This is a genomic window from Pseudomonas rustica (assembly GCF_049959085.1).
Lineage (GTDB): Bacteria > Pseudomonadota > Gammaproteobacteria > Pseudomonadales > Pseudomonadaceae > Aquipseudomonas > Aquipseudomonas rustica.
Map to the genome: position 1 here is coordinate 3,601,270 of NZ_CP188200.1, position 22,725 is coordinate 3,623,994.

The window sequence follows — 22,725 nt, forward strand, 5'->3', positions numbered from 1 at the left end:
CTTCAATCTCAAAGCCCTGCCCTTTGTAGGAGTGAGCCTGCTCGCGAAAGCGGTGTATCCGTCGACATCGTTGTTGAATGTCAGTCCGTCTTCGCGAGCAAGCTCGGCTCCTACAAGGGGAGCGGGCCGCTTACATACTCATTAAGCCTGCGCTTGACCTTCGGCCAGGAAGAACCAGGTTTCCAGCACGGAGTCCGGGTTCAGCGACACGCTTTCGATGCCCTGCTCCATCAGCCATTTGGCCAGATCCGGGTGGTCGGACGGGCCCTGACCGCAGATACCGATGTACTTGCCGGCCTTGTTGCACGCGGCAATCGCATTGGCCAGCAGCTTCTTGACCGCCGGATTACGCTCGTCAAACAGGTGCGCGATGATGCCTGAGTCGCGATCCAGACCCAGCGTCAGCTGAGTGAGGTCGTTGGAGCCGATCGAGAAGCCGTCGAAGAATTCGAGGAATTCTTCAGCGAGGATCGCGTTGGATGGCAGTTCACACATCATGATGATGCGCAGACCGTTTTCACCGCGCTTCAAGCCGTTTTCAGCCAGCAGATCGACGACCTGGCTCGCTTCACCGAGGGTACGGACGAACGGCACCATGATTTCGACGTTGGTCAGGCCCATCTCGTTGCGCACACGTTTCAGCGCACGGCACTCGAGTTCGAAGCAATCGCGGAACGATTCGCTGATGTAACGCGACGCGCCACGGAAGCCCAGCATCGGGTTTTCTTCTTCCGGCTCGTAGAGCTTGCCGCCGATCAGGTTGGCGTATTCGTTGGACTTGAAGTCCGACAGGCGCACGATGACTTTTTTCGGCGTGAACGCTGCAGCGAGGGTGCTGATGCCTTCGACCAGTTTGTCGACGTAGAAGCCAACCGGATCGTCGTAACCGGCGATGCGCTTGTCGACGCTGTCTTTGATTTCCTGCGGCAGACCGTCGTAGTTCAACAGCGCTTTCGGGTGCACACCGATCATGCGGTTGATGATGAACTCCAGACGGGCCAGGCCCACACCGGCGTTCGGCAGCTGCGCGAAGTCGAAGGCGCGATCCGGGTTGCCGACGTTCATCATGATTTTGAACGGCAGCTCCGGCATGGCATCCACGGAGTTCTTCTTGATGTCGAAGCCCAGTTCGCCTTCGAAGATGTAACCGGTGTCGCCTTCGGCGCACGAAACGGTCACGCCCTGGCCATCCTTCAGCAGTTGGGTGGCGTTGCCGCAACCAACCACTGCCGGAATGCCCAGCTCACGGGCGATGATCGCCGCGTGGCAAGTACGGCCGCCACGGTTGGTGACGATGGCGCTGGCGCGCTTCATTACCGGTTCCCAGTCCGGGTCGGTCATGTCGGAAACCAGCACGTCGCCCGGCTGGACTTTGTCCATTTCGGAAACGTCTTTGATGATGCGCACTTTACCGGCGCCGATGCGCTGGCCAATCGCACGACCTTCCACCAGCACGGTGCCGGTTTCTTTCAACAGGTAACGTTCCATGACGTTGGCCTGAGTACGACTTTTCACGGTTTCCGGACGGGCCTGCACGATGTACAGCTTGCCGTCGTCACCGTCCTTGGCCCACTCAATGTCCATCGGGCACTGGTAGTGCTTTTCGATGATCATCGCTTGCTTCGCCAGTTCGCTGACTTCAGCGTCGGACAGGCAGAAACGTGCGCGGTCAGCCTTGTCGACGTCGATGGTCTTGACCGAACGACCGGCCTTGGCCTCGTCGCCGTAGATCATCTTGATCGCTTTGCTGCCCAGGTTGCGGCGCAGGATCGCCGGACGACCGGCCTCCAGCGTGCCCTTGTGTACGTAGAATTCGTCCGGGTTCACCGCGCCTTGTACGACGGTTTCGCCCAGGCCGTAGGCGCCGGTGATGAACACGACGTCACGGAAACCGGATTCGGTGTCGAGGGTGAACATCACGCCGGCAGTACCGGTTTCCGAACGCACCATGCGCTGCACGCCAGCCGACAGGGCGACCAGTTTGTGGTCGAAGCCCTGGTGCACGCGGTAGGAAATCGCACGGTCGTTGAACAGCGACGCGAACACCTCTTTGGCGGCGCGGATAACGTTTTCCACACCACGGATGTTCAGGAAGGTTTCCTGCTGACCGGCGAACGAAGCGTCCGGCAAGTCTTCGGCGGTGGCGGAAGAACGCACGGCCACGGCCACATCAGGGTTGCCAGCCGACAGCGCGGCGAACGCGGTGCGGATTTCGGCATTCAGTTTTTCAGGGAATTCGGCTTCCATGATCCATTGACGGATCTGGGCGCCGGTTTTGGCCAGGGCGTTGACGTCGTCGACGTCGAGCGCGTCGAGGGCCGCGTGGATCTGGTCGTTGAGGCCGCTCAGTTCGAGGAAATCACGATAGGCCTGAGCCGTCGTGGCGAAGCCGCCGGGGACCGAAACACCGGCGCCTGCCAGGTTACTGATCATCTCGCCCAGGGATGCGTTCTTGCCCCCCACATGCTCAACATCGTGTTTGCCGAGCTTATCGAGGGAAACTACGTACTCTACCAAGGTGATCTCTCCACTAACTGTGTTGGAAAAGCTCAGAAACCGGCTGCTCGGGGGAGCGTTGGCCGGTTGTATGGCCTGGACCTGGAAAATAAGTGAGAATGCTGGCCACTGGCGGCCAACAAATCGCGCCTATCATATCCAGAAATGCTCATTAGCTTAAGGCCCAAGGTGCAAATGAAACGATCTGCTTTCTTTATCTCCGATGGCACCGGCATCACAGCCGAAACCCTGGGTCAAAGCCTTCTGGCGCAGTTCGAAAACATTACCTTCAGCAAATTCACGCGACCGTACATCGACAGCGTTGAAAAAGCGCGGGCCATGGTACAACAAATCAACAAAGCCGCTGACACCGACGGCTTTCGCCCGATCATCTTTGACACCATCGTCAATCAGGACATTCGTGAGATTCTCGCGACGTCCAATGGTTTCATGATCGATATTTTCTCGACCTTCCTCGCCCCGCTTGAGCAGGAACTGACCGAGCATTCTTCCTACACCGTCGGTAAGTCGCATTCGATTGGCCACAACTCCAATTACATGGAGCGTATCGAGGCGGTGAACTTCGCCCTCGACAACGACGACGGTGCGCGCACGCACTATTACGACAAAGCCGACCTGATACTAGTGGGCGTGTCGCGCTGCGGTAAGACACCGACGTGTCTGTACATGGCCATGCAGTTCGGCATCCGCGCGGCCAATTACCCGCTGACCGAAGACGACATGGAGCGCTTGACCCTGCCCGCCGCCCTGCGTGCGCACCAGCACAAGCTTTTCGGCCTGACCATCGACCCGGATCGCCTCACCGCGATCCGCAACGAGCGCAAGCCCAACAGCCGCTATTCGAGCTATGCGCAGTGCGAATTTGAAGTGCGCGAAGTGGAGAACCTGTTCCGCCGCGAGAACATTCCGCACATCAATTCGACGCATTTTTCGGTGGAAGAGATTTCGGCGAAGATTCTGGTGGAGAAAGGCGTGGAGCGGCGGTTCAAGTAACCCGACACATCACCTGTAGGAGCTGCCGCAGGCTGCGATCTTTTGATCTTGTTTTTAAACATCAACGTCAAAAGATCGCAGCCTGCGGCAGCTCCTACAGTGGGATGTATTGTGTGAGAGATTGGGCAAGAGCCTCAAACCCACTGAGCAACAACCGATCATCCCCCACCGAATTACACACACTCACCCGAATACACTGCGGCACCGCCGCATGCCCGACCGCAAACGCCTCTGCGGTCGCCACCAGATAATTATTCTCCTTCAACTCCGCCGCAATCTGCGACGCCCGCCAGCCTTCCGGCACCTCGACCCAAAAATGCGGACTGTGGCTGTGCGTCTTGTAATTCAAGCCCTCCAGCGCCCCGACCACCAACGCCTTACGCCGGCCAATCTCGTCAATCTGCTCATCCAGCAAGCGCTCGGCCAAGCCGTTTTCGATCCACAGACTCGCCACCTCCATCGCCAGCGGATTGGCCATCCAGCATGTACCGCGAATGGCTGAACTCAAACGGCCGATCAACGCTTGCGGCGCATGCAGATAACCCACGCGCAATCCCGCCGAAACAGCCTTGCTCAAACTGCCGATCAACACCGAACGCTCCGGCGCGAAATAACTCAGCGGTAAAGGACGTTGGCGATCCAGCACGGCGTGGGCTTCGTCTTCGAGGATCAGCAGATTGTGCTGACGGCAGACATCGGCAATCGCCTCGCGCCGTGGGACGGACATCACCGCCGCTGTAGGATTCTGGATGGTCGGCGTGCAATACAGCGCCGAAACGCGATGCTGACGGCAGATTTCCTCCAGCGCTGACGGTAAAAGCCCTTCGTCATCCATCGCCGCGCCGATCAGCTTTATCCCGAGCTGGCGAGCGACACTGAGCAATCCGGGGTAGGACAAATGCTCGGTCACCACCGTGTCGCCGGCCTTGAGCAAACCCATCAACGCACACAACAAACCGTGCTGGCCGCCGTTGACGCACAACACCTGATCGGCGTGCGGCACAAACGCGTCGTGCTGCAACCATACCGCCCCGGCCTGCCGATGCCGCGCCATGCCGCCTTCTGCGCTGTATCCAGTCAATTGCTGCAACACTCGCGGATCATTGGCCAATGCTTGCAGACTCTGGCTCATAAACGCCGCTTCCTGCCCCGGAATCGGCTGATTGCGACTCATGTCGAAACAGGCGGGCGGCTCATCGCTGACATTGCGAAAGCCTTTGTCCTGCGGCCGTTCCATCCCTCTCTGACGCACGTAAGTGCCATCGCCTACACGGGCGACGACCAATCCCACACGCTCCAGCTCACCGTAGGCGCGGCTGATCGTACCGATGGTGACGCCGAGGCTATCAGCCAACAATCGGTGCGGCGGTAATTTGCAGCCAGCGTCGATCACGCCTTCAGCAATAGCCTTTTCCACTGCATCGGCGAGGCGCTGGTACTTCACGCCGACGCCATGAGTGAGGCCATCACGGAGGATTGACACCATGGCAATACTTACTTTGACAGTCATTCGCGCCCCGAATAGCGTGCTGAAAACAGATTCAATCAGGGATAGACCTTTTCTGTGACCAGGTCAATTCAGCCGCTCGGAGCACACCGCATGTCGACCGCCGTCAGCACACCGATAAGCATCAGCAAACCCTGGCTTGCCGGGTTAATTACCAGCACGTTGTTTCTGATCGTCTGCCTGAGTTGGGGCACGACGTGGCTGGGGATCAAGATTGCTGTAGAAAGTGTGCCGCCACTGACCGCGGCCGGGCTGCGCTTTCTCATCGCATTTCCACTGTTTTTGAGCTTTGCGTTGTTGCGTAGAGAACCGCTGCTGTTCCCTCGGCAGAGCCGCTGGTTTTTTGTGTTCGTCACGCTGTCGTATTTCAGCCTGCCCTACTACCTGCTCAACTACGGCGAAATGCATGTCTCGTCGGGCCTGACAGCGTTGCTGTTCAGCTGCATGCCGGTATTTATCCTGCTGTTTTCCGCGCTGTTTCTGCGCGAGAAAATCTACCCGTCGCAGATGCTCGGCATCGCCATCGGTTTTGGCAGTCTGTTCATGATTATTCGCAGTCAAGGTTTGCATCTGGATCAGGCGGAATGGCTGGGTGTGCTGGCAATTCTCTGCGCCGCCGTGATGCATGCGCTGTGCTACGTGGTGACGAAAAAACACGGCAGCGCGATCAGCGTGATCACCTACAACACGCTGCCGATCGGCATTGCCGGGGCGATGTTATTTATTGTCGGATTGAGCGTCGAAACACCTGTGTTCGAGAACATCACGGCACGCTCGTGGGGCGCGCTGTTCTACCTCGGGCTGGTGGCATCGGTGGGCGGGTTTATCGTTTATTTTCTTCTGCTGAAACGCCTGAGCCCGATCATCCTGTCGTTCGTGTTTATCATTTTCCCGGTGTTCGCCGTGATCATCGGCGCCTGGTACGAGGGGCAAACCCTGTCCCGGGAGCTGATGATCTACTCGGCGATTTTGTTGAGCGGTTTTGCCATCACCAAATTGCCCATCGAAAAATGGCGTAAACCTTCCCTGTAGGAGCTGCCGCAGGCTGCGATCTTTTGATCTTGTTTTTAAACATCAACGTCAAAAGATCGCAGCCTGCGGCAGCTCCTACAGGGAGCGTGTTTGTACCTTCAGATCACGAACAGGTCGACGAAGCGATTTACCGGGGTGGACTCGAGTCGGGTTTGATCCTTGCACAGTGCGAAGATCTCGCCGCTGCGCTGACCGGTAAAACGCGTGGCCAGATTGGCTTTGAATTTGTCTTCGAGCAACGGAATGCCCTCGGCGCGGCGGCGACGATGCCCGATCGGGTATTCCACGACGACGTTTTCGCTGCTGCTGCCATCCTTGAAAAACACCTGCACGGCGTTGGCAATCGAGCGCTTGTCAGGCTCCAGGTATTCGCGGGTGAAACGCGGGTCTTCGATGATGACCATTTTCTCGCGCAGCACATCGATGATCGGGTGCGCCTTGTGGAAATCGTCTTCGTATTGCTCGGCGACCAGATTGCCGAAGGCCAGCGGCACGGCGGTCATGTACTGGATGCAGTGGTCACGGTCAGCGGCATTGGCCAGCGGCCCGACTTTGGAAATGATGCGGATCGCCGATTCGTGAGTGGTGATGACGATGCGGTCAATTTCGTGCAGACGATTGCGCACTTGCGGGTGCAAGGTCACCGCCGCTTCGCAGGCCGTTTGCGCATGGAATTCGGCGGGGAAGCTGATCTTGAACAGGACGTTTTCCATCACGTAACTGCCGAACGCGCGCGAGAAACTGAAGGCGCGTTTGTCTTCGGGTTTCAGCGCCAGATCGTTGTTGCTGTGGCTGAACAGCACGTCATAAAAGCCCCACTGTTTTGCCGTCAGCACGCCGGGAATGCCCATCTCGCCGCGCATGGCGATGTCGGCCAGGCGCACGCCACGACTCGACGCATCCCCCGCCGCCCAGGATTTTCGCGAGCCGGCGTTGGGGGCATGACGATAAGTGCGCAGCGCTTGGCCGTCGGCGAATGCATGGGACAACGCCGACAACAGTTGTTCGCGATTGGCGCCCATCAGTTTGGCGGTGACGGCGGTGGAGGCGACTTTCACCAGAATGACGTGATCAAGTCCTACGCGGTTGAAGGAGTTTTCCAGGGCGATCACGCCTTGAATCTCGTGGGCCATGATCATCGCTTCGAGCACATCGCGGATCGTCAGCGGCGCTTCAGCGTTGGCCACGCGTTTTTGCGAGAGATGATCGGCCACCGCGAGAATCGCGCCGAGGTTGTCGGATGGATGGCCCCACTCGGCGGCGAGCCAGGTGTCGTTGTAGTCGAGCCAGCGAACGATGCAACCGATGTCCCACGCGGCTTTGACCGGGTCGAGACGATAGGAAGTGCCGGGGACGCGCGCGCCAAACGGCACAACGGTGCCTTCGACGATCGGGCCGAGGTGTTTGGTGCATTCGGGAAAACGCAGTGCGAGCAGGCCGCAGCCTAACGTGTCCATCAGGCAGTTGCGGGCGGTGTCGAGGGCTTCGGTGGATTCGGCTTTGAAGGTGAGGACGTAGTCGGCGATGTCCTGCAGGACACGGTCGTAGTCGGGGCGGTTGTTCAGGTCGACGTTGGCGCTCATGTTCGATTCACTCTTGAAGTGGTTCGTTGATGGGACCTCGGTTCAGGGCTAACAATTTCTTATTGTTGAAATGCAATCCCTGTAGGAGCTGCCGAAGGCTGCGATCTTTTGATCTTGACCTTCAAAAACAAGATCAAAAGATCGCAGCCTTCGGCAGCTCCTTGTATGTTGCCCTCACACCAGTCAATTGAGATCTAGGCTCACTGGTGCGGACATACGAAGATGTTTTTCTGGGGGAGACCGATCGCTCCTAAAGGCAGGACTTGCTCCTGACCTTGTCTGTAGAGAGGTCCCCCCGCCTCATTGCCCACCACGAAGAGTATCGAGAAGCCGACGAGTCGGACTTCGCATTACAAGGTTGCAGTGGCATGAAGTTCGAGGTCAGGGGAACCAGGAAGCATTTTTAACCCAGTTCACTCGGAGTTGAAAGCATGAGCATGCATGTCGGTTTGGATGTGGGGTCTCGCACGACCGCCATGGGTTGGCGTAACGACGGTCGTTTTGCAGGCGCCTGCAACATCGACCAAACACCCGCAGGGCGTAAGGCGGCGATCAACAAGTTGCTCGAACTCAAGCCTTTATCCGTGGTGATGGAAGCCACCGGCATCTATTACCTGGATTTGGCCATGGAGCTCGCTGCGGCGGGTTTGCCCGTTTCGGTTATCAATCCGAAGAGCTTTCATAACTTCGCCAAGCTGATGCTGAAAAACAGCAAAACCGATGCAATCGATGCCCAATTGCTAGCTGAATACGGCGAGCGCATGAGCCCAAGATTGTGGACTCCACCTACAGCCATACAGCTGGAGTTGCGGGCTATCGGAAGGCATATCAATCGTCTGACATGTCATCGCACCCGAGCCAAGAACGAGCTGCATGCGCTGAAGGCTACTCAAACAACCCTGACGATGTTGATTGAAGACGAAGAAGAAGCCATTGAGGCCTTCGACAAGCGAATCGAGCGTTTCAGGCTCGCAGGCCGGGCACTGATCGACAATTGCCCGACGTTAAGCGCCCAGTTCGGGCACATGATCGCAGCGCCGGGGATGGGCGAAATTTCAGTATTTGCGGCACTGGCTGAATTGACGACCTTGCCGGTGACGCTTAAATCCGCGCAGGTCAGCCGACATGCAGGACTCGATGTGCGGCTTACGCAATCAGGTACCAGCATCGATAAACCTGGGCGGATAAGTAAGGGCGGAAACGCCTACCTACGCTCAGCGATGTATATGCCAGCGCTGACCGCCATTCGTTGCGACAGCAACGTGAAAGCCTTTTACGAAGCGCTGATCGGGCGAGGAAAGAGAAAGATGCAGGCGATCGTCGCCGTCATGCGCAAATACCTGACCGGTCTGTGGGCTTGCATGCAAGCCGGAGAAGATTTCGATACGGCCAAGCTTTTTAGCGCAAAAGACCTCGCAAAAGCTTGACCGTAAACAGAGTATCTACAGAGTGAAGCAATCCAGGGTGGCGTCCGGTGTTGGGTCAGAAGGAATCGCCCGGGACGCGGACGTAACCTTCCATCAGCACCCGAGCACTGCGGCTCATGATGGCTTTTTTGACGATCCACTCGCCGTTTTCCAGACTGGCTTCAGCACCAACCCGCAACGTCCCGGACGGATGCCCGAAGCGCACGGCATTGCGTTCAACGCCGCCCGCCGCAAGGTTCACCAAGGTGCCGGAAATGGCCGCCGCCGTACCAATCGCCACCGCCGCCGTGCCCATCATCGCGTGGTGCAACTTGCCCATCGACAACGCGCGCACCAGCAAATCGACATCACCAGCGCCAATCGCCTTACCACTGGACGCCACGTAATCCGCAGGCTTGGCGACAAACGCGACTTTCGGCGTGTGTTGCCGTTTCGCCGCTTCATCCAGATTGGTAATCAGCCCCATGCGCAACGCGCCATACGCACGAATAGTCTCGAACATTTGCAGCGCTTTCGGATCGCTATTGATCGCGCCTTGTAGCTCGGTGCCGGTGTAACCGATGTCTTCGGCGTTGACGAAAATCGTCGGGATGCCGGCGTTGATCATCGTCGCTTTAAACGTGCCGACACCCGGCACTTCCAGCTCATCGATCAGGTTGCCGGTGGGGAACATCGAGCCACCACCGCCCTCTTCTTCCGCCGCCGGATCCATGAATTCGACTTGCACTTCGGCGGCCGGAAAGGTCACGCCGTCGAGTTCGAAATCACCGGTTTCCTGCACTTCGCCGTTGGTGATCGGCACGTGGGCAATAATGGTTTTGCCGATGTTGGCCTGCCACACGCGCACCACTGCAACACCGTTGTGCGGAATGCGGCTGGCCTCGACCAAGCCATTGCTGATGGCGAACGAACCGACCGCTGCCGAGAGGTTGCCGCAGTTGCCGCTCCAGTCGACGAATGGCTTGTCGATGGAGACCTGACCGAACAGGTAATCGACGTCGTGATCAGCCTTGAGGCTTTTCGACAGGATCACGGTTTTGCTGGTGCTTGAAGTGGCGCCGCCCATGCCGTCGATTTGCTTGTCGTACGGGTCGGGGCTGCCGATCACGCGCAGCAGCAGAGCGTCGCGAACCGGCCCGGGAATCTGCGCCGCTTCGGGCAAATCCTTGAGGCTGAAAAACACGCCTTTGCTGGTGCCGCCGCGCATGTAGGTGGCGGGGATCTTTATTTGTGGTGCGTGAGCCATGGTGCTCCTTATCCACAGGCGTGAGACCGAGATCTCACGCCTGCATCAGTAGATTTAAACGGCAACCGCCGACTCTTCAAGGAAGTCCTGAGCGAAACGTTGCAACACGCCGCCGGCCTCGTAGATCGACACTTCTTCAGCGGTATCCAGACGGCAAGTCACCGGCACATCAACACGCTCGCCGTTCTTGCGATGGATCACCAGCGTCAGATCCGCGCGCGGCTTGCGCTCGCCGATCACGTCGTAGGTTTCGCTGCCGTCGATGGCCAGGGTGTGACGGTCGGTGCCTGCTTTGAACTCCAGCGGCAGCACGCCCATGCCCACCAGGTTAGTGCGGTGAATGCGTTCGAAACCTTCAGCGGCAATCGCCTCGACACCGGCCAGACGCACGCCTTTCGCCGCCCAGTCGCGGGACGATCCCTGACCGTAATCGGCGCCGGCAATGATGATCAGTGGCTGTTTGCGCTCCATGTAAGTTTCGATGGCTTCCCACATGCGCATGACCTTGCCTTCCGGCTCGACCCGCGCCAGCGAACCCTGTTTGACCTTGCCGTTTTCCACGACCATTTCATTAAACAGTTTCGGGTTGGCGAAAGTCGCGCGCTGTGCGGTCAAGTGGTCGCCACGGTGCGTTGCGTAGGAGTTGAAGTCCTCTTCCGGCAGGCCCATTTTCGCCAGGTATTCGCCAGCGGCGCTGTCGAGCATGATCGCGTTCGAAGGCGACAGGTGATCGGTGGTGATGTTGTCGGGCAGCACCGCCAGCGGGCGCATGCCCTTCAGCGGACGCGCGCCGGCCAGCGCGCCTTCCCAGTACGGCGGACGGCGAATGTAGGTACTCATCTCGCGCCAGTCGTACAGCGGCGTGACTTTCGGGCCGGTGTCTTCGTGGACGGCGAACATCGGAATGTAGACCTGACGGAATTGCTCAGGCTTAACCGAAGACTTCACCACGGCGTCGATTTCTTCGTCGCTTGGCCAGATGTCTTTCAGGCGGATTTCCTTGCCGTCGACCACGCCCAACACATCTTTTTCGATGTCGAAACGGATGGTGCCGGCGATGGCGTAAGCCACCACCAGCGGCGGCGAAGCGAGGAACGCTTGCTTGGCGTACGGGTGGATGCGGCCGTCGAAGTTGCGGTTGCCCGAGAGCACCGCAGTCGCATACAGATCGCGGTCGATGATCTCTTGCTGGATCACCGGATCGAGCGCACCGGACATGCCATTGCAAGTGGTGCAGGCGAAGGCGACGACGCCGAAACCGAGCTGCTCCAGTTCAGTGGTCAGTCCCGCTTCGTCGAGATACAGCGCAACGGTTTTCGAACCCGGCGCCAGCGAGGATTTCACCCACGGCTTGCGGGTCAGGCCGAGCTTGTTGGCGTTGCGCGCGATCAGGCCGGCGGCGATGACGTTGCGCGGGTTGCTGGTGTTGGTGCAACTGGTGATGGCGGCGATGATCACCGCGCCGTCAGGCATTTGCCCGGGGACGTCTTCCCACTGACCGGAGATGCCTTTGGCTGCCAGATCCGAGGTCGCGACGCGAGCATGCGGGTTGCTCGGGCCGGCCATGTTGCGCACCACCGAGGACAAATCGAAAGTCAGACCGCGCTCGTATTGCGCGCCTTTCAGGTTGTCCGCCCAAAGGCCGGTGAGCTTGGCGTATTGCTCGACGAGCTGCACTTGCTGGTCTTCACGACCGGTGAGTTTCAGGTAATCGATGGTCTGCTGATCGATGTAGAACATCGCTGCGGTGGCGCCGTATTCCGGGGCCATGTTGGAGATGGTTGCGCGGTCGCCGAGGGTCAGCGCAGCGGCGCCTTCGCCGAAGAACTCCAACCATGCGCCAACGACCTTCTGTTTACGGAGGTATTCGGTCAGCGCCAGCACCATGTCGGTGGCGGTGATGCCCGGTTGCAGCTTGCCGGTCAGTTCAACACCGACGCTTTCCGGCAGGCGCATCCACGACGCGCGTCCGAGCATCACGCTCTCGGCTTCGAGGCCGCCAACACCGATGGCGATCACGCCCAAGGCATCAACGTGCGGCGTGTGGCTGTCGGTGCCAACGCAAGTGTCGGGGAACGCCACGCCTTCACGCACCTGGATCACCGGAGACATTTTCTCCAGGTTGATCTGGTGCATGATGCCGTTGCCCGGCGGGATCACGTCGACGTTCTTGAAGGCCTTTTTCGTCCAGTTGATGAAGTGGAAGCGGTCTTCGTTGCGCCGGTCTTCGATGGCGCGGTTTTTCTCGAACGCCTGAGCGTCGAAACCACCGGCTTCGACAGCCAGCGAATGGTCAACGATCAGTTGCGTCGGCACTACCGGGTTGACTTGCGCCGGGTCGCCACCCTGCAACGCGATCGCGTCGCGCAGACCAGCGAGGTCGACCAGCGCGGTCTGGCCGAGAATGTCGTGGCAGACCACACGCGCCGGAAACCACGGGAAATCGAGGTCGCGTTTGCGTTCGATCAGTTGCTTGAGGGAATCGGTGAGCGTGGCCGGGTCGCAGCGACGCACGAGGTTTTCCGCCAGCACGCGGGAGGTGTACGGCAGGGTGTCGTAACTGCCGGGCTGAATCGCTTCGACCGCCGCGCGGGCGTCGAAATAATCCAGAGGGCTGCCGGGCAGGGTTTTGCGGAATTCTGTGTTCATCGGGTCAGGACTCGGGTCACGGTAATTTCAAAGGGTGATGCCTTCTCGCCGATCCCCCCTGTAGGAGCTGCCGAAGGCTGCGATCTTTTGATCTTTGTTTTCAAGATAAAGATCAACAGATCGCAGCCTTCGGCAGCTCCTACAGGGTTTGCGCTCAGGAGTTGGCACTCACCATTCAGCGACGTTCGATTGGCACGAACTTGCGCTGTTCGACGCCGATGTACTCGGCGCTTGGGCGGATGATGCGGTTGTTGGCGCGCTGTTCGAACACGTGCGCGGCCCAGCCGGTCAGGCGCGAGCAGACGAAGATCGGCGTGAACAGCTTGGTTGGAATACCCATGAAGTGGTACGCCGAGGCATGGTAGAAATCGGCGTTCGGGAAGAGTTTTTTCTGTTCCCACATGGTCTTGTCGATGGCTTCGGAAACCGGGAACAACACTTTGTCACCGACTTCATCAGCCAGCTGTTTCGCCCAGCCTTTGATCACTTCGTTGCGCGGGTCGCTGTCCTTATAGATCGCGTGGCCGAAGCCCATGATCTTGTCTTTGCGCTCGAGCATGCCGAGGGTGCCTTTGATCGCGTCTTCCGGCGACGAGAAGCGCTCGATCATTTCCATCGCCGCCTCGTTGGCGCCGCCATGCAACGGACCGCGCAGCGAACCGATGGCTGCAGTGACGCAGGAATACAGATCGGACAGCGTCGAGGCGCAAACGCGGGCGGTGAAGGTCGAGGCGTTGAATTCGTGCTCGGCGTAAAGGATCAGCGACACGTTCATGACTTTGACGTGCAGTTCGCTCGGCTTCTTGTCGTGCAGCAGGTGCAGGAAGTGGCCGCCGATGGTTGGCTCATCGCTGACGCAGTTGATGCGCTTGCCGTCGTGGCTGAAGCGATACCAGTAGCACATGATCGCCGGGAATGCGGCGAGCAAACGGTCGGTTTTGTCGCGCTGCTCGGAGAAATCTTTCTCCGGTTCGATGTTGCCAAGGAACGAGCAGCCGGTGCGCATCACGTCCATCGGGTGGGCGTCGGCGGGGATGCGTTCGAGGACTTCTTTCAGCGCTTGCGGCAGGTCGCGCAGCTTGCTCAGCTTGCCTTGGTATTCGTCGAGTTGCGCCTGGGTTGGCAGCTCGCCGTAGAGCAGCAGGTAGGCGACTTCTTCAAATTGCGCATCGGCTGCCAGTTCGCGCACGTCGTAGCCGCGATAGGTCAGCCCGGCACCGGCCTGGCCCACGGTGGACAGTGCGGTTTGCCCGGCAACCTGGCCACGGAGCCCGGCGCCACTGAGTACTTTTGCTTCGGCCATTTCTATCTCCAATCTTGAATTTGTTAGGGAGTGTGGCGAAAAGATCGCAGCCTCGTTGCACTGTAGGAGCTGCCGCAGGCTGCGATCTTTTGATCTTCATTTTTTCGCAGCAAACAACGCATCGAGCTTCTGCTCGAACGTGTGGTAATCAATACGATCGTAAAGCTCCATGCGAGTCTGCATGGTGTCGATGACATTCTGCTGCGTGCCGTCGCGGCGGATCGCGGTGTAGACGTTTTCCGCAGCCTTGTTCATCGCGCGGAACGCCGACAGCGGATACAGCACCAGCGACACGTCGGCGCCGGCCAGTTGCTCGGTGGTGTACAGCGGCGTCGAGCCGAACTCGGTGATGTTGGCCAGGATCGGCGCTTTCACGCGGTTGGCGAACAGTTTGTACATCTCCAGCTCGGTGATGGCTTCCGGAAAGATCATGTCAGCGCCAGCCTCGATGCACGCGGCAGCGCGATCCAGTGCCGATTCCAGACCTTCCACCGCCAGCGCATCGGTACGCGCCATGATCACAAAGCTGTCATCGGTGCGCGCATCGACGGCGGCTTTGATGCGGTCGACCATTTCCTGCTGGCTGACGATCTCTTTATTAGGACGGTGGCCACAGCGCTTGGCGCCCACCTGATCCTCGATATGAATCGCCGCCGCGCCGAACTTGATCATCGACTTCACCGTGCGCGCCACGTTGAACGCCGACGAGCCGAAACCGGTGTCGACATCGACCAGCAGCGGCAGATCGCAAACGTCGGTGATGCGGCGCACGTCGGTGAGCACGTCATCCAGACCGGTGATGCCCAGATCCGGCACGCCGAGCGAGCCTGCGGCCACCCCGCCACCGGACAGGTAGATCGCCTTGAAACCGGCGCGCTTGGCCAGCAGCGCGTGGTTGGCGTTGATCGCGCCGACCACTTGCAATGGATGCTCGCTGGCGACCGCATCGCGGAAACGCTGGCCTGGAGTGCTGTGCTTGGAACTCATGACTCACCTCGTTCAGTGGCTGTCTTATTGTGGGCGCCGTCCTGGTAATGACGGGCGATGTTGCGTTTCGAGGCGCCGATGTGGCGGCGCATCAACAATTCCGCGAGCTCGCCGTCACGGTCGGCGATGGCATCGAGAATCCGGTGGTGTTCGGCAAAGGCCTGGCGTGGGCGGTTCGGCGTGGTGGAAAACTGGATGCGGTACATGCGCACCAGTTGATACAGCTCGCCGCAGAGCATTTGGGTCAGCGTGCGGTTGCCGCTGCCCTGAATGATCCGGTAGTGAAAGTCGAAATCGCCTTCTTGCTGGTAGTAGCCGACGCCGGCCTGAAACGCGGCGTCGCGCTCGTGGGTTTCCAGCACCCGGCGCAGTTCGTCGATTTCTTCGACGCTCATGCGTTCGGCCGCTAGACGGCAGGCCATGCCTTCGAGGGATTCGCGGATTTCGTAGAGTTCGATCAGCTCGGCATGATTGAGCGAAACCACGCGCGCGCCGACATGCGGGACGCGTACCAGCAACCGCTGGCCTTCGAGACGGTGAATCGCCTCACGTAACGGTCCACGGCTGATGCCGTAAGTGCGCGCCAGTTCCGGCTCGGAGATTTTGCTGCCCGGGGCGATCTCGCCTTTGACGATGGCCGCCTGAATACGCCGGAAGACGTTTTCCGAGAGCGTCTCGGAATCGTCACCGTTGATGACGGGGGGATCGAGTTGATCCAGCATGATTGTCGACACCTTTAAATCCAATGCGGCAAAAACTAGCTAATTCAGCCGAATCAGTCAAAGGATAAATGGGTATTGTCGACAATCGTCTAATAACCTTAAAAGATCGCAGCCTTTGGCAGCTCCTACAGGGATCAGTGTAGGAGCTGCCGCAGGCTGCGATCTTTGGATCTTGTATAGACCGCCCCCAGCGCTGGCGCCATAAAACCACCGTGCTAGAATGCCGCCCGCATTTGCTGGCCATTTGTACGGCTTGTCATAAAAAGCTGCCAGGCACACGCAGGCGCTTGCGCAAGTCTTGCCAGGCACCTGAACCGACCACGGAACGCTGCGCACCAGGATTTATGAGACTCAAGCCTTTTCCCACATTCTTTGCCCTGTTTTGCCTGCCCGGCCTCGCCGCCGCGGGGGAAAAAACCGTGTACGGCCTCAACGAATACGCTTCGCTTGACGGCATCAATCTCGAAGTCGCGGCCAAACTCGACACCGGCGCGAAAACCGCCTCGCTAAGTGCCCGCGACATCAAACGCTTTAAACGCAACGGTGAGTCCTGGGTACGTTTCTACCTGGCGATCGACGCCGCGCATTCGCACCCGATCGAACGGCCACTGGCCCGCGTCAGCAAAATCAAACGCCGCGCTGGCGACTACGACCCGGAAGAAGGCAAGAAGTACACCGCCCGTCCGGTAATCGAGCTGGATATCTGCATGGGCACGGCGATGCGCAGCATCGAAGTGAACCTGACCGACCGAAGTGCGTTCCAATACCCGCTTTTGATCGGCTCCGAAGCGTTGAAACGCTTCGACGCGCTGGTCGACCCCAGTCTTAAATACGCTGCCGGCAAACCCGCCTGCACCATCGCCGCTCATACCGCCGAGTAATTTCCATGCGTTCTCTAACCTTCCACCTGAAAATCCTGATCACCATTTTGGTGTTACTGGGCGTTTCGGTTACGGCCTATCAGATTTTCGTACTCGGCATCCCGGTGACCGAAGATGCGACCGACGACCTGTGGAACATCGACGCCAAAGTCGAGTTCGTCGCCAGCACCAAGGATCCGGTAAAGATCCAGATGTTCGTACCGCCGCTGAGCCGCGATTACGTCAGCCTGAATGAGAGTTTTATTTCCAATAACTACGGCGTCGCGGTGAATCGAGTCGACGGCAACCGCAAGGTCACCTGGTCGGCACGTCGCGCCAAGGGCAACCAGACCCTTTATTACCGTCTGGTGCTGACCAAGCGTTACACCGCGGAAAAATCCAAGGTCAAAGGCCCGACTTTCCGCGACAGCATCGCCATCGAAGGCCCGGAAAAAATCGCTGCCGAGGCCCTGCTCGCACCGATCCGCCAACACTCCGCCGACGTCGAGACCTTCATCGGCGAAGCGATCAAACGCGTCAACAACCTCAACGATGACAACGTGAAACTGCTGCTGGCCGGCGATCCGTCGACTGCGCACAAAGCCAAAATCGTCGAATTGCTGCTGTCCATCGCCCACGTACCGGTGGAAAAAGTCCACACCATCCGCCTCGTCGCTGATCAACCGCAAATGCCCGAACTGTGGCTGCGCAGCTTCAACGGCAACGACTGGCTGTATTTCAACCCGGAAACCGGCGAGCAAGGCCTGCCGACCGACCGCCTGCTGTGGTGGACCGGCGATGAAAACCTGATCACCGTCGACGGCGGCAAAAAAGCCAACGTGACTTTCAGCCTGAACAACAGCGAGATGAACGCAATTCGTCTGGCCAAGCTGACCGACGAAAACACCGACGCCAACTTCCTCGAATACTCGCTGTACGGCTTGCCGCTGCAAACTCAGCAAACGTTCATGATCATGGTGATGATCCCGATCGGCGTGCTGGTGATCCTGATCCTGCGCAACCTGATCGGCCTGCAAACCCTCGGCACATTCACCCCGGTACTGATCGCCCTCGCCTTCCGCGAGACGCAACTGGGCTTCGGCATTCTGCTGTTTACCGTGATCACGGCGCTGGGCCTGTCATTACGTTCCTATCTGGAACACCTGAAGCTGCAAATGCTGCCGCGACTCTCGGTGGTGCTGACGTTTGTCGTGGTGTTGATCGCGGCGATCAGTCTGTTCAGCCATAAACTCGGCCTGGAGCGCGGCTTGTCCGTGGCGCTGTTCCCGATGGTGATTCTGACCATGACCATCGAACGCCTGTCGATCACCTGGGAAGAACGCGGCGCCAGCCATGCGATGAAAGTCGCCATTGGCACGCTGTTCGCGGCGTCCCTGGCGCACCTGATCATGACCGTGCCGGAGCTGGTGTACTTCGTGTTCACCTTCCCGGCGATCCTGCTGATTCTGGTCGGCTTCATGCTGGCGATGGGTCGTTATCGCGGCTACCGCCTGACCGAACTGGTGCGTTTCAAGGCTTTCCTGAAGAAGGCTGACGCCTGATGTTCGGTTTCTGGAAGACCTGGAAGGCGCTGGAAGCGCGCGGCATCATGGGCATCAATCGGCGTAACGCCGACTACGTGCTCAAGTACAACAAGCGCAGCCTGTACCCGATCGTCGATGACAAGATCATCACCAAGGAACGTGCGATCGAGGCCGGCATTCACGTGCCGGAATTGTATGGCGTGATTTCCACCGAGAAGGAAATCGACAAGCTCGGCGAGATCATCGGCGGGCGCAGCGACTTCGTGATCAAACCGGCGCAGGGCGCCGGCGGTGACGGCATCATCGTCGTCGCCGACCGTTTCGAAGGCCGTTATCGCACGGTGTCGGGCAAGATCGTTGACCACGAAGAGCTTGAGCACCACATCTCGAGCATTCTTACTGGCCTGTATTCGCTGGGTGGCCACCGCGACCGTGCGCTGATCGAATACCGCGTGACCCCGGATCAGATCTTCAAAAGCATCAGTTATGAAGGCGTGCCGGACATCCGCATCATTGTGCTGATGGGTTATCCGGTGATGGCGATGTTGCGTTTGCCGACCCGGCAATCCGGCGGTAAGGCCAACCTGCACCAGGGCGCGATTGGCGTCGGTGTCGATCTGGCGACGGGTCTGACCCTGCGCGGCACCTGGCTGAACAACATCATCACCAAACACCCCGACACCACCAACGCGGTGGACGGCGTGCAACTGCCCTACTGGGACGGTTTCATGAAACTCGCGGCGGGCTGTTATGAGCTGTGTGGGTTGGGGTATATCGGCGTGGATATGGTGCTGGATCAGGAGAAAGGCCCGCTGATTCTGGAGCTGAATGCGCGGCCGGGGTTGAATATTCAGATTGCTAACGACTGTGGGCTGACGTTGCGCACGCACGCGGTTGAGGCACGGCTGGAAGAGCTGAAGGCGCGTGGGGTGGTCGAGACGGCTGAAGAGCGGGTAGCGTTTACTCAGGAAATGTTTGGGCATATTCCCGCCGTCGAAGGCTGATCTCCCCCGATGATCGTTCCCACGCTCTGCGTGGGAATGCATCCCGTGACGCTCCGCGTCACAGTGGACGCAGAGCGTCCATGGCGGCGTTACCACGCAGAGCGTGGGAACGATCAGTAAAACCCCGATCTGCTCCCTTTCCCCTCGCCCCCTTGGGGGCGGTCCGACGTTTCGGGAGGGCTGGGGTGAGGGGGTGGCTTTTGACTTTGATCTGGCATCGGAGAGGACTACAATCCCCACCCCGCCTCAACGGCCGATCTGCCCCGCCCATGTTGACCTGTTCCGTACACCCGCTGCCCTACCGTGCCAATCCCGCCGACTATTTCGCGGCCATCCGCAACGCGCCCGGCGCCGTGCTGCTCGACAGTGGCCGGCCGAGTGCCGACCGTGGCCGTTACGACCTGCTCAGCGCCTGGCCGCTGGAACAATTGGCGGTGTTGCCGGACGAGAGCGGCAGTCATTTCCTCCAGCGGTTGCGCGACAATTTGCAGCACTTGGGCGAGGCGGATTTACCGTTGGGTTTCGAGTTGCCATTCGCCGGCGGCTTGATCGGTCACCTCAGCTACGACTTCGGCCGGCATCTGGAAAACCTGCCAAGCCAGGCCCGCGATGATCTGCAATTGCCTGACGCACATTTCGGCCTGTACAACTGGGCGCTGATCAGCGATCACCAGACGTCAACCAGCCAATTGGTCTTTCACCCGTCCGTGATCGACAGCGAGAAACAGCGGCTGATTTTGTTGTTCACGCAGCCGGTCGTTAGTGCTTTAACCCCGTTCAAGCTCAACGACCCGATGGCCGCCGACCTCTCGGCCGACGATTACCGTCAGGCCTTCGAACGCATTCAACATTACATCCAGGCCGGCGATTGCTATCAGGTCAACTTCGCTCAACGCTTCCGCGCTGAGTGCCAAGGCGATCCGTGGCTGGCCTATTGCGCATTGCGCGAAGCCTGCCCGACGCCGTTCTCCGGTTTCCAGAGCCTGCCTGACGGTGGCGCGGTGTTAAGCCTGTCGCCGGAGCGCTTCGTCAAAGTCAGCCAGCGCCAAGTGGAAACCCGCCCAATCAAAGGCACCCGCCCCCGAGGCCTGACCCCAGCCGAAGATGCCGCCAACGCCGCCGAACTGCTGGCCAGCCCCAAGGATCGCGCGGAAAACCTGATGATCGTTGACCTGCTGCGCAACGACCTCGGCCGCACTTGCCGCATTGGTTCGGTGCGGGTACCGGAGTTATTCAGTCTCGAAAGCTATCCGAACGTGCATCACTTGGTCAGCAGCGTCACCGGCGAACTGGCGGATGATCGCGATGCACTGGATTTGATCGCCGGCAGCTTCCCCGGCGGCTCAATCACCGGCGCACCGAAGATTCGTGCAATGCAGATCATTGATGAGCTGGAGCCGACCCGGCGCGGGTTGTATTGCGGTTCGTTGCTGTACCTGGACGTGCGCGGCGAGATGGACAGCTCCATCGCGATTCGCAGTCTGTTGGTCAAGGATGGGCAGGTGTGCTGCTGGGGCGGTGGCGGGATTGTTGCCGATTCGGACTGGCAGGCTGAGTATCAGGAGTCGATCACCAAAGTCAGAATCCTCCTCGAAACCCTGCAAAACCTCTGAGTAATGATCGTTCCCACGCTCCGCGTGGGAATGCATCCCGGGACGCTCGGCGTCCCATCCAAAGCCGAACGCGGAGCGTCCGTTGAGGCATTCCCACGCAGAGCGTGGGAACGATCATCAACCCTGTAGGAGCTGCCGAAGGCTGCGATCTTTTGATCTTTAAAAGCAAAGATCGCAGCCTTCGGCAGCTCCTACAGGGGTATTCATTACAAACTCAAATCCCGGTTGGAGGCCTTAAGGAATTCCTGCTTCAACTCAGCAAAGGTATGCACCGCCGGAAACTGCGGAAACTCGCGAATCACATTCTCCGGCGCATGAAACAGAATCCCCGCATCCGCCTCGCCCAGCATCGTCGTATCGTTATACGAATCCCCCGCCGCAATCACCCGGTAGTACAGGCTCTTGAACGCCAGCACCGACTGACGCTTCGGATCTTTCTGGCGCAACTGATAGCTGGTCACCCGCCCGGTTTCGTCAGTGATCAGACGATGGCACAGCAACGTCGGGAACCCCAGTTGGCGCATCAGCGGCTGCGAGAACTCATAAAACGTATCCGACAGAATCACCACCTGAAAGCGCTCGCGCAGCCAGTTGACGAACTCCACCGCGCCGTCCAGCGGCTTCAGCGTGGCGATCACTTCCTGAATGTCGGAGAGCTTCAAGCCGTGTTCGTCGAGGATGCGCAGACGCTGCTTCATCAGCACGTCGTAATCGGGAATGTCCCGGGTGGTGGCCTTGAGGGAATCGATTCCGGTTTTTTCGGCGAAAGCGATCCAGATTTCCGGCACCAACACCCCTTCAAGATCCAGGCAAGCAATTTCCACAAGACACTCCCGTTTGTATTGATTATTTGAGTCGAGCGAGGCCGAACTCTAGCGACTCAAATCCACTCGCGCAACGCACAGCGCGCCCCGAGCCGCGCAGCTTTTTGTTACCATCGGCCCCATATAGAGCGCCCAGCGCCACCGACCTGTAGGAAGCCGCCCTGATGAGTGCAACGTTCGACGTCGTGGAACTCGCCACGACCTATGCCAACAAATCCGCGCAAGACATTCTCAAGCTCGCCTTTGCCGAGTTCGGCGATGACCTGTGGATATCTTTCAGCGGCGCCGAGGATGTGGTGCTGGTGGACATGGCCTGGAAGCTCAACAAGAACGTCAAGGTGTTCAGCCTCGACACCGGCCGCCTGCACCCGGAGACCTACCGCTTCATCGATCAAGTGCGCGAGCACTACAAGATCGACATCGAACTGGTGTCGCCGGACTACACGAAACTGGAACCGTTCGTGAAGGAAAAAGGCCTGTTCAGTTTCTACAAGGACGGCCACGGCGAATGCTGTGGGATCCGCAAAATCGAACCGCTGCGGCGCAAACTATCCGGCGTCAAAGCCTGGGCCACCGGCCAGCGCCGCGACCAGAGCCCTGGCACGCGCAGTGCCGTGGCAGCGATGGAAATCGACACGGCGTTCTCCACGCCGGAACGCACCCTGTACAAGTTCAACCCGCTGGCGCAGATGACCAGCGAAGAGATCTGGGGTTACATCCGCATGCTCGAGCTGCCGTACAACAGCCTGCATGAACGCGGTTTCATCAGCATCGGCTGCGAACCGTGCACCCGCCCTGTCCTGCCAAATCAGCACGAGCGCGAAGGACGCTGGTGGTGGGAAGAAGCGACGCAGAAAGAATGCGGGCTGCATGCGGGGAATATCATCAGTAAGTCCAACAGCTAAAAGATCGCA

General features: G+C 59.1%; 17 protein-coding genes. 8 read left to right on the forward strand and 9 right to left on the reverse strand.

The features are described 5' to 3' along the window. Nucleotides 1–141 precede the first annotated feature (141 nt). Nucleotides 142–2,517: a phosphoenolpyruvate synthase gene (gene ppsA, locus ACP3TY_RS16250; RefSeq protein WP_159815422.1), complete on the reverse strand. Its 2,376-nt coding sequence runs from the start codon at nt 2,515–2,517 to the stop codon at nt 142–144. Between the two features lie 174 nt (nt 2,518–2,691). On the opposite strand from ppsA, the gene ppsR reads away from it, so the two are divergent. Then, nucleotides 2,692–3,510 carry a posphoenolpyruvate synthetase regulatory kinase/phosphorylase PpsR gene (gene ppsR / locus ACP3TY_RS16255; protein WP_053118702.1) on the forward strand — a complete coding sequence of 273 codons (819 nt, stop codon included), beginning with the start codon at nt 2,692–2,694 and terminating at the stop codon, nt 3,508–3,510. A gap of 94 nt (nt 3,511–3,604) precedes the next feature. On the opposite strand, the gene ACP3TY_RS16260 is transcribed toward ppsR, so the two are convergent. Then, nucleotides 3,605–5,020, reverse strand: a complete 1,416-nt coding sequence (locus tag ACP3TY_RS16260; protein ID WP_426617989.1) for a PLP-dependent aminotransferase family protein — start codon at nt 5,018–5,020, stop codon at nt 3,605–3,607. Nucleotides 5,021–5,110: 90 nt separating this feature from the next. On the opposite strand from ACP3TY_RS16260, the gene ACP3TY_RS16265 reads away from it, so the two are divergent. Next, complete coding sequence (locus ACP3TY_RS16265) at nt 5,111–6,049, forward strand: DMT family transporter (RefSeq protein WP_426617990.1); 939 nt, start codon at nt 5,111–5,113, stop codon at nt 6,047–6,049. 98 nt (nt 6,050–6,147) lie between these two features. On the opposite strand, the gene prpD is transcribed toward ACP3TY_RS16265, so the two are convergent. Beyond that, nucleotides 6,148–7,632 (reverse strand): 2-methylcitrate dehydratase, encoded by a 1,485-nt coding sequence (gene prpD, locus ACP3TY_RS16270; RefSeq protein ID WP_426617991.1) that lies wholly within the window; start codon nt 7,630–7,632, stop codon nt 6,148–6,150. Nucleotides 7,633–8,063: 431 nt separating this feature from the next. Between prpD and ACP3TY_RS16275 the strand changes: the two genes are divergently transcribed. Then, nucleotides 8,064–9,059, forward strand: coding sequence for an IS110 family transposase (locus ACP3TY_RS16275; protein ID WP_426617800.1), 996 nt, complete (start codon nt 8,064–8,066; stop codon nt 9,057–9,059). Between the two features lie 55 nt (nt 9,060–9,114). Here ACP3TY_RS16275 and prpF read toward each other — a convergent pair whose 3' ends face one another. The 5 genes from prpF to ACP3TY_RS16300 all read right to left on the reverse strand — a co-directional run bounded on the left by prpF (nt 9,115) and on the right by ACP3TY_RS16300 (nt 15,963). Beyond that, complete coding sequence (prpF, locus tag ACP3TY_RS16280) at nt 9,115–10,305, reverse strand: 2-methylaconitate cis-trans isomerase PrpF (protein ID WP_426617992.1); 1,191 nt, start codon at nt 10,303–10,305, stop codon at nt 9,115–9,117. Nucleotides 10,306–10,359: 54 nt separating this feature from the next. Then, nucleotides 10,360–12,954, reverse strand: a complete 2,595-nt coding sequence (acnD, locus tag ACP3TY_RS16285) for a Fe/S-dependent 2-methylisocitrate dehydratase AcnD (protein ID WP_212550383.1) — start codon at nt 12,952–12,954, stop codon at nt 10,360–10,362. 175 nt (nt 12,955–13,129) lie between these two features. After that, nucleotides 13,130–14,257: a bifunctional 2-methylcitrate synthase/citrate synthase gene (gene prpC, locus ACP3TY_RS16290; RefSeq protein ID WP_426617993.1), complete on the reverse strand. Its 1,128-nt coding sequence runs from the start codon at nt 14,255–14,257 to the stop codon at nt 13,130–13,132. A gap of 96 nt (nt 14,258–14,353) precedes the next feature. Beyond that, nucleotides 14,354–15,244 (reverse strand): methylisocitrate lyase, encoded by an 891-nt coding sequence (gene prpB / locus ACP3TY_RS16295; protein WP_007916432.1) that lies wholly within the window; start codon nt 15,242–15,244, stop codon nt 14,354–14,356. Continuing rightward, the gene (locus tag ACP3TY_RS16300) at nt 15,241–15,963 is read right to left on the reverse strand and encodes a GntR family transcriptional regulator (protein ID WP_172680069.1); all 723 of its coding nucleotides are present in this window, start codon (nt 15,961–15,963) and stop codon (nt 15,241–15,243) included. Before ACP3TY_RS16300 ends, prpB begins: the two co-directional genes overlap by 4 nt. A 347-nt stretch (nt 15,964–16,310) precedes the next feature. Between ACP3TY_RS16300 and ACP3TY_RS16305 the strand changes: the two genes are divergently transcribed. From ACP3TY_RS16305 to pabB, 4 genes are all read left to right on the forward strand, one after another. Beyond that, nucleotides 16,311–16,847 (forward strand): ATP-dependent zinc protease family protein, encoded by a 537-nt coding sequence (locus ACP3TY_RS16305; RefSeq protein WP_053116866.1) that lies wholly within the window; start codon nt 16,311–16,313, stop codon nt 16,845–16,847. Between the two features lie 5 nt (nt 16,848–16,852). Further along, nucleotides 16,853–18,388, forward strand: a complete 1,536-nt coding sequence (locus tag ACP3TY_RS16310) for an inactive transglutaminase family protein (RefSeq protein ID WP_159815415.1) — start codon at nt 16,853–16,855, stop codon at nt 18,386–18,388. Then, nucleotides 18,388–19,374: an alpha-L-glutamate ligase-like protein gene (locus ACP3TY_RS16315; protein ID WP_053116864.1), complete on the forward strand. Its 987-nt coding sequence runs from the start codon at nt 18,388–18,390 to the stop codon at nt 19,372–19,374. The genes ACP3TY_RS16310 and ACP3TY_RS16315 overlap by 1 nt, the downstream gene beginning before the upstream one ends. Nucleotides 19,375–19,643: 269 nt before the next feature. Beyond that, nucleotides 19,644–20,987, forward strand: a complete 1,344-nt coding sequence (gene pabB, locus ACP3TY_RS16320) for an aminodeoxychorismate synthase component I (protein ID WP_426617994.1) — start codon at nt 19,644–19,646, stop codon at nt 20,985–20,987. Between the two features lie 206 nt (nt 20,988–21,193). Here pabB and thrH read toward each other — a convergent pair whose 3' ends face one another. Continuing rightward, nucleotides 21,194–21,811, reverse strand: coding sequence for a bifunctional phosphoserine phosphatase/homoserine phosphotransferase ThrH (gene thrH, locus ACP3TY_RS16325; RefSeq protein WP_016986256.1), 618 nt, complete (start codon nt 21,809–21,811; stop codon nt 21,194–21,196). Nucleotides 21,812–21,975: 164 nt separating this feature from the next. Here thrH and ACP3TY_RS16330 point away from each other — a divergent pair, with 164 nt between their 5' ends. Further along, nucleotides 21,976–22,716, forward strand: coding sequence for a phosphoadenylyl-sulfate reductase (locus ACP3TY_RS16330; RefSeq protein WP_129391383.1), 741 nt, complete (start codon nt 21,976–21,978; stop codon nt 22,714–22,716). Nucleotides 22,717–22,725: the final 9 nt, after the last annotated feature.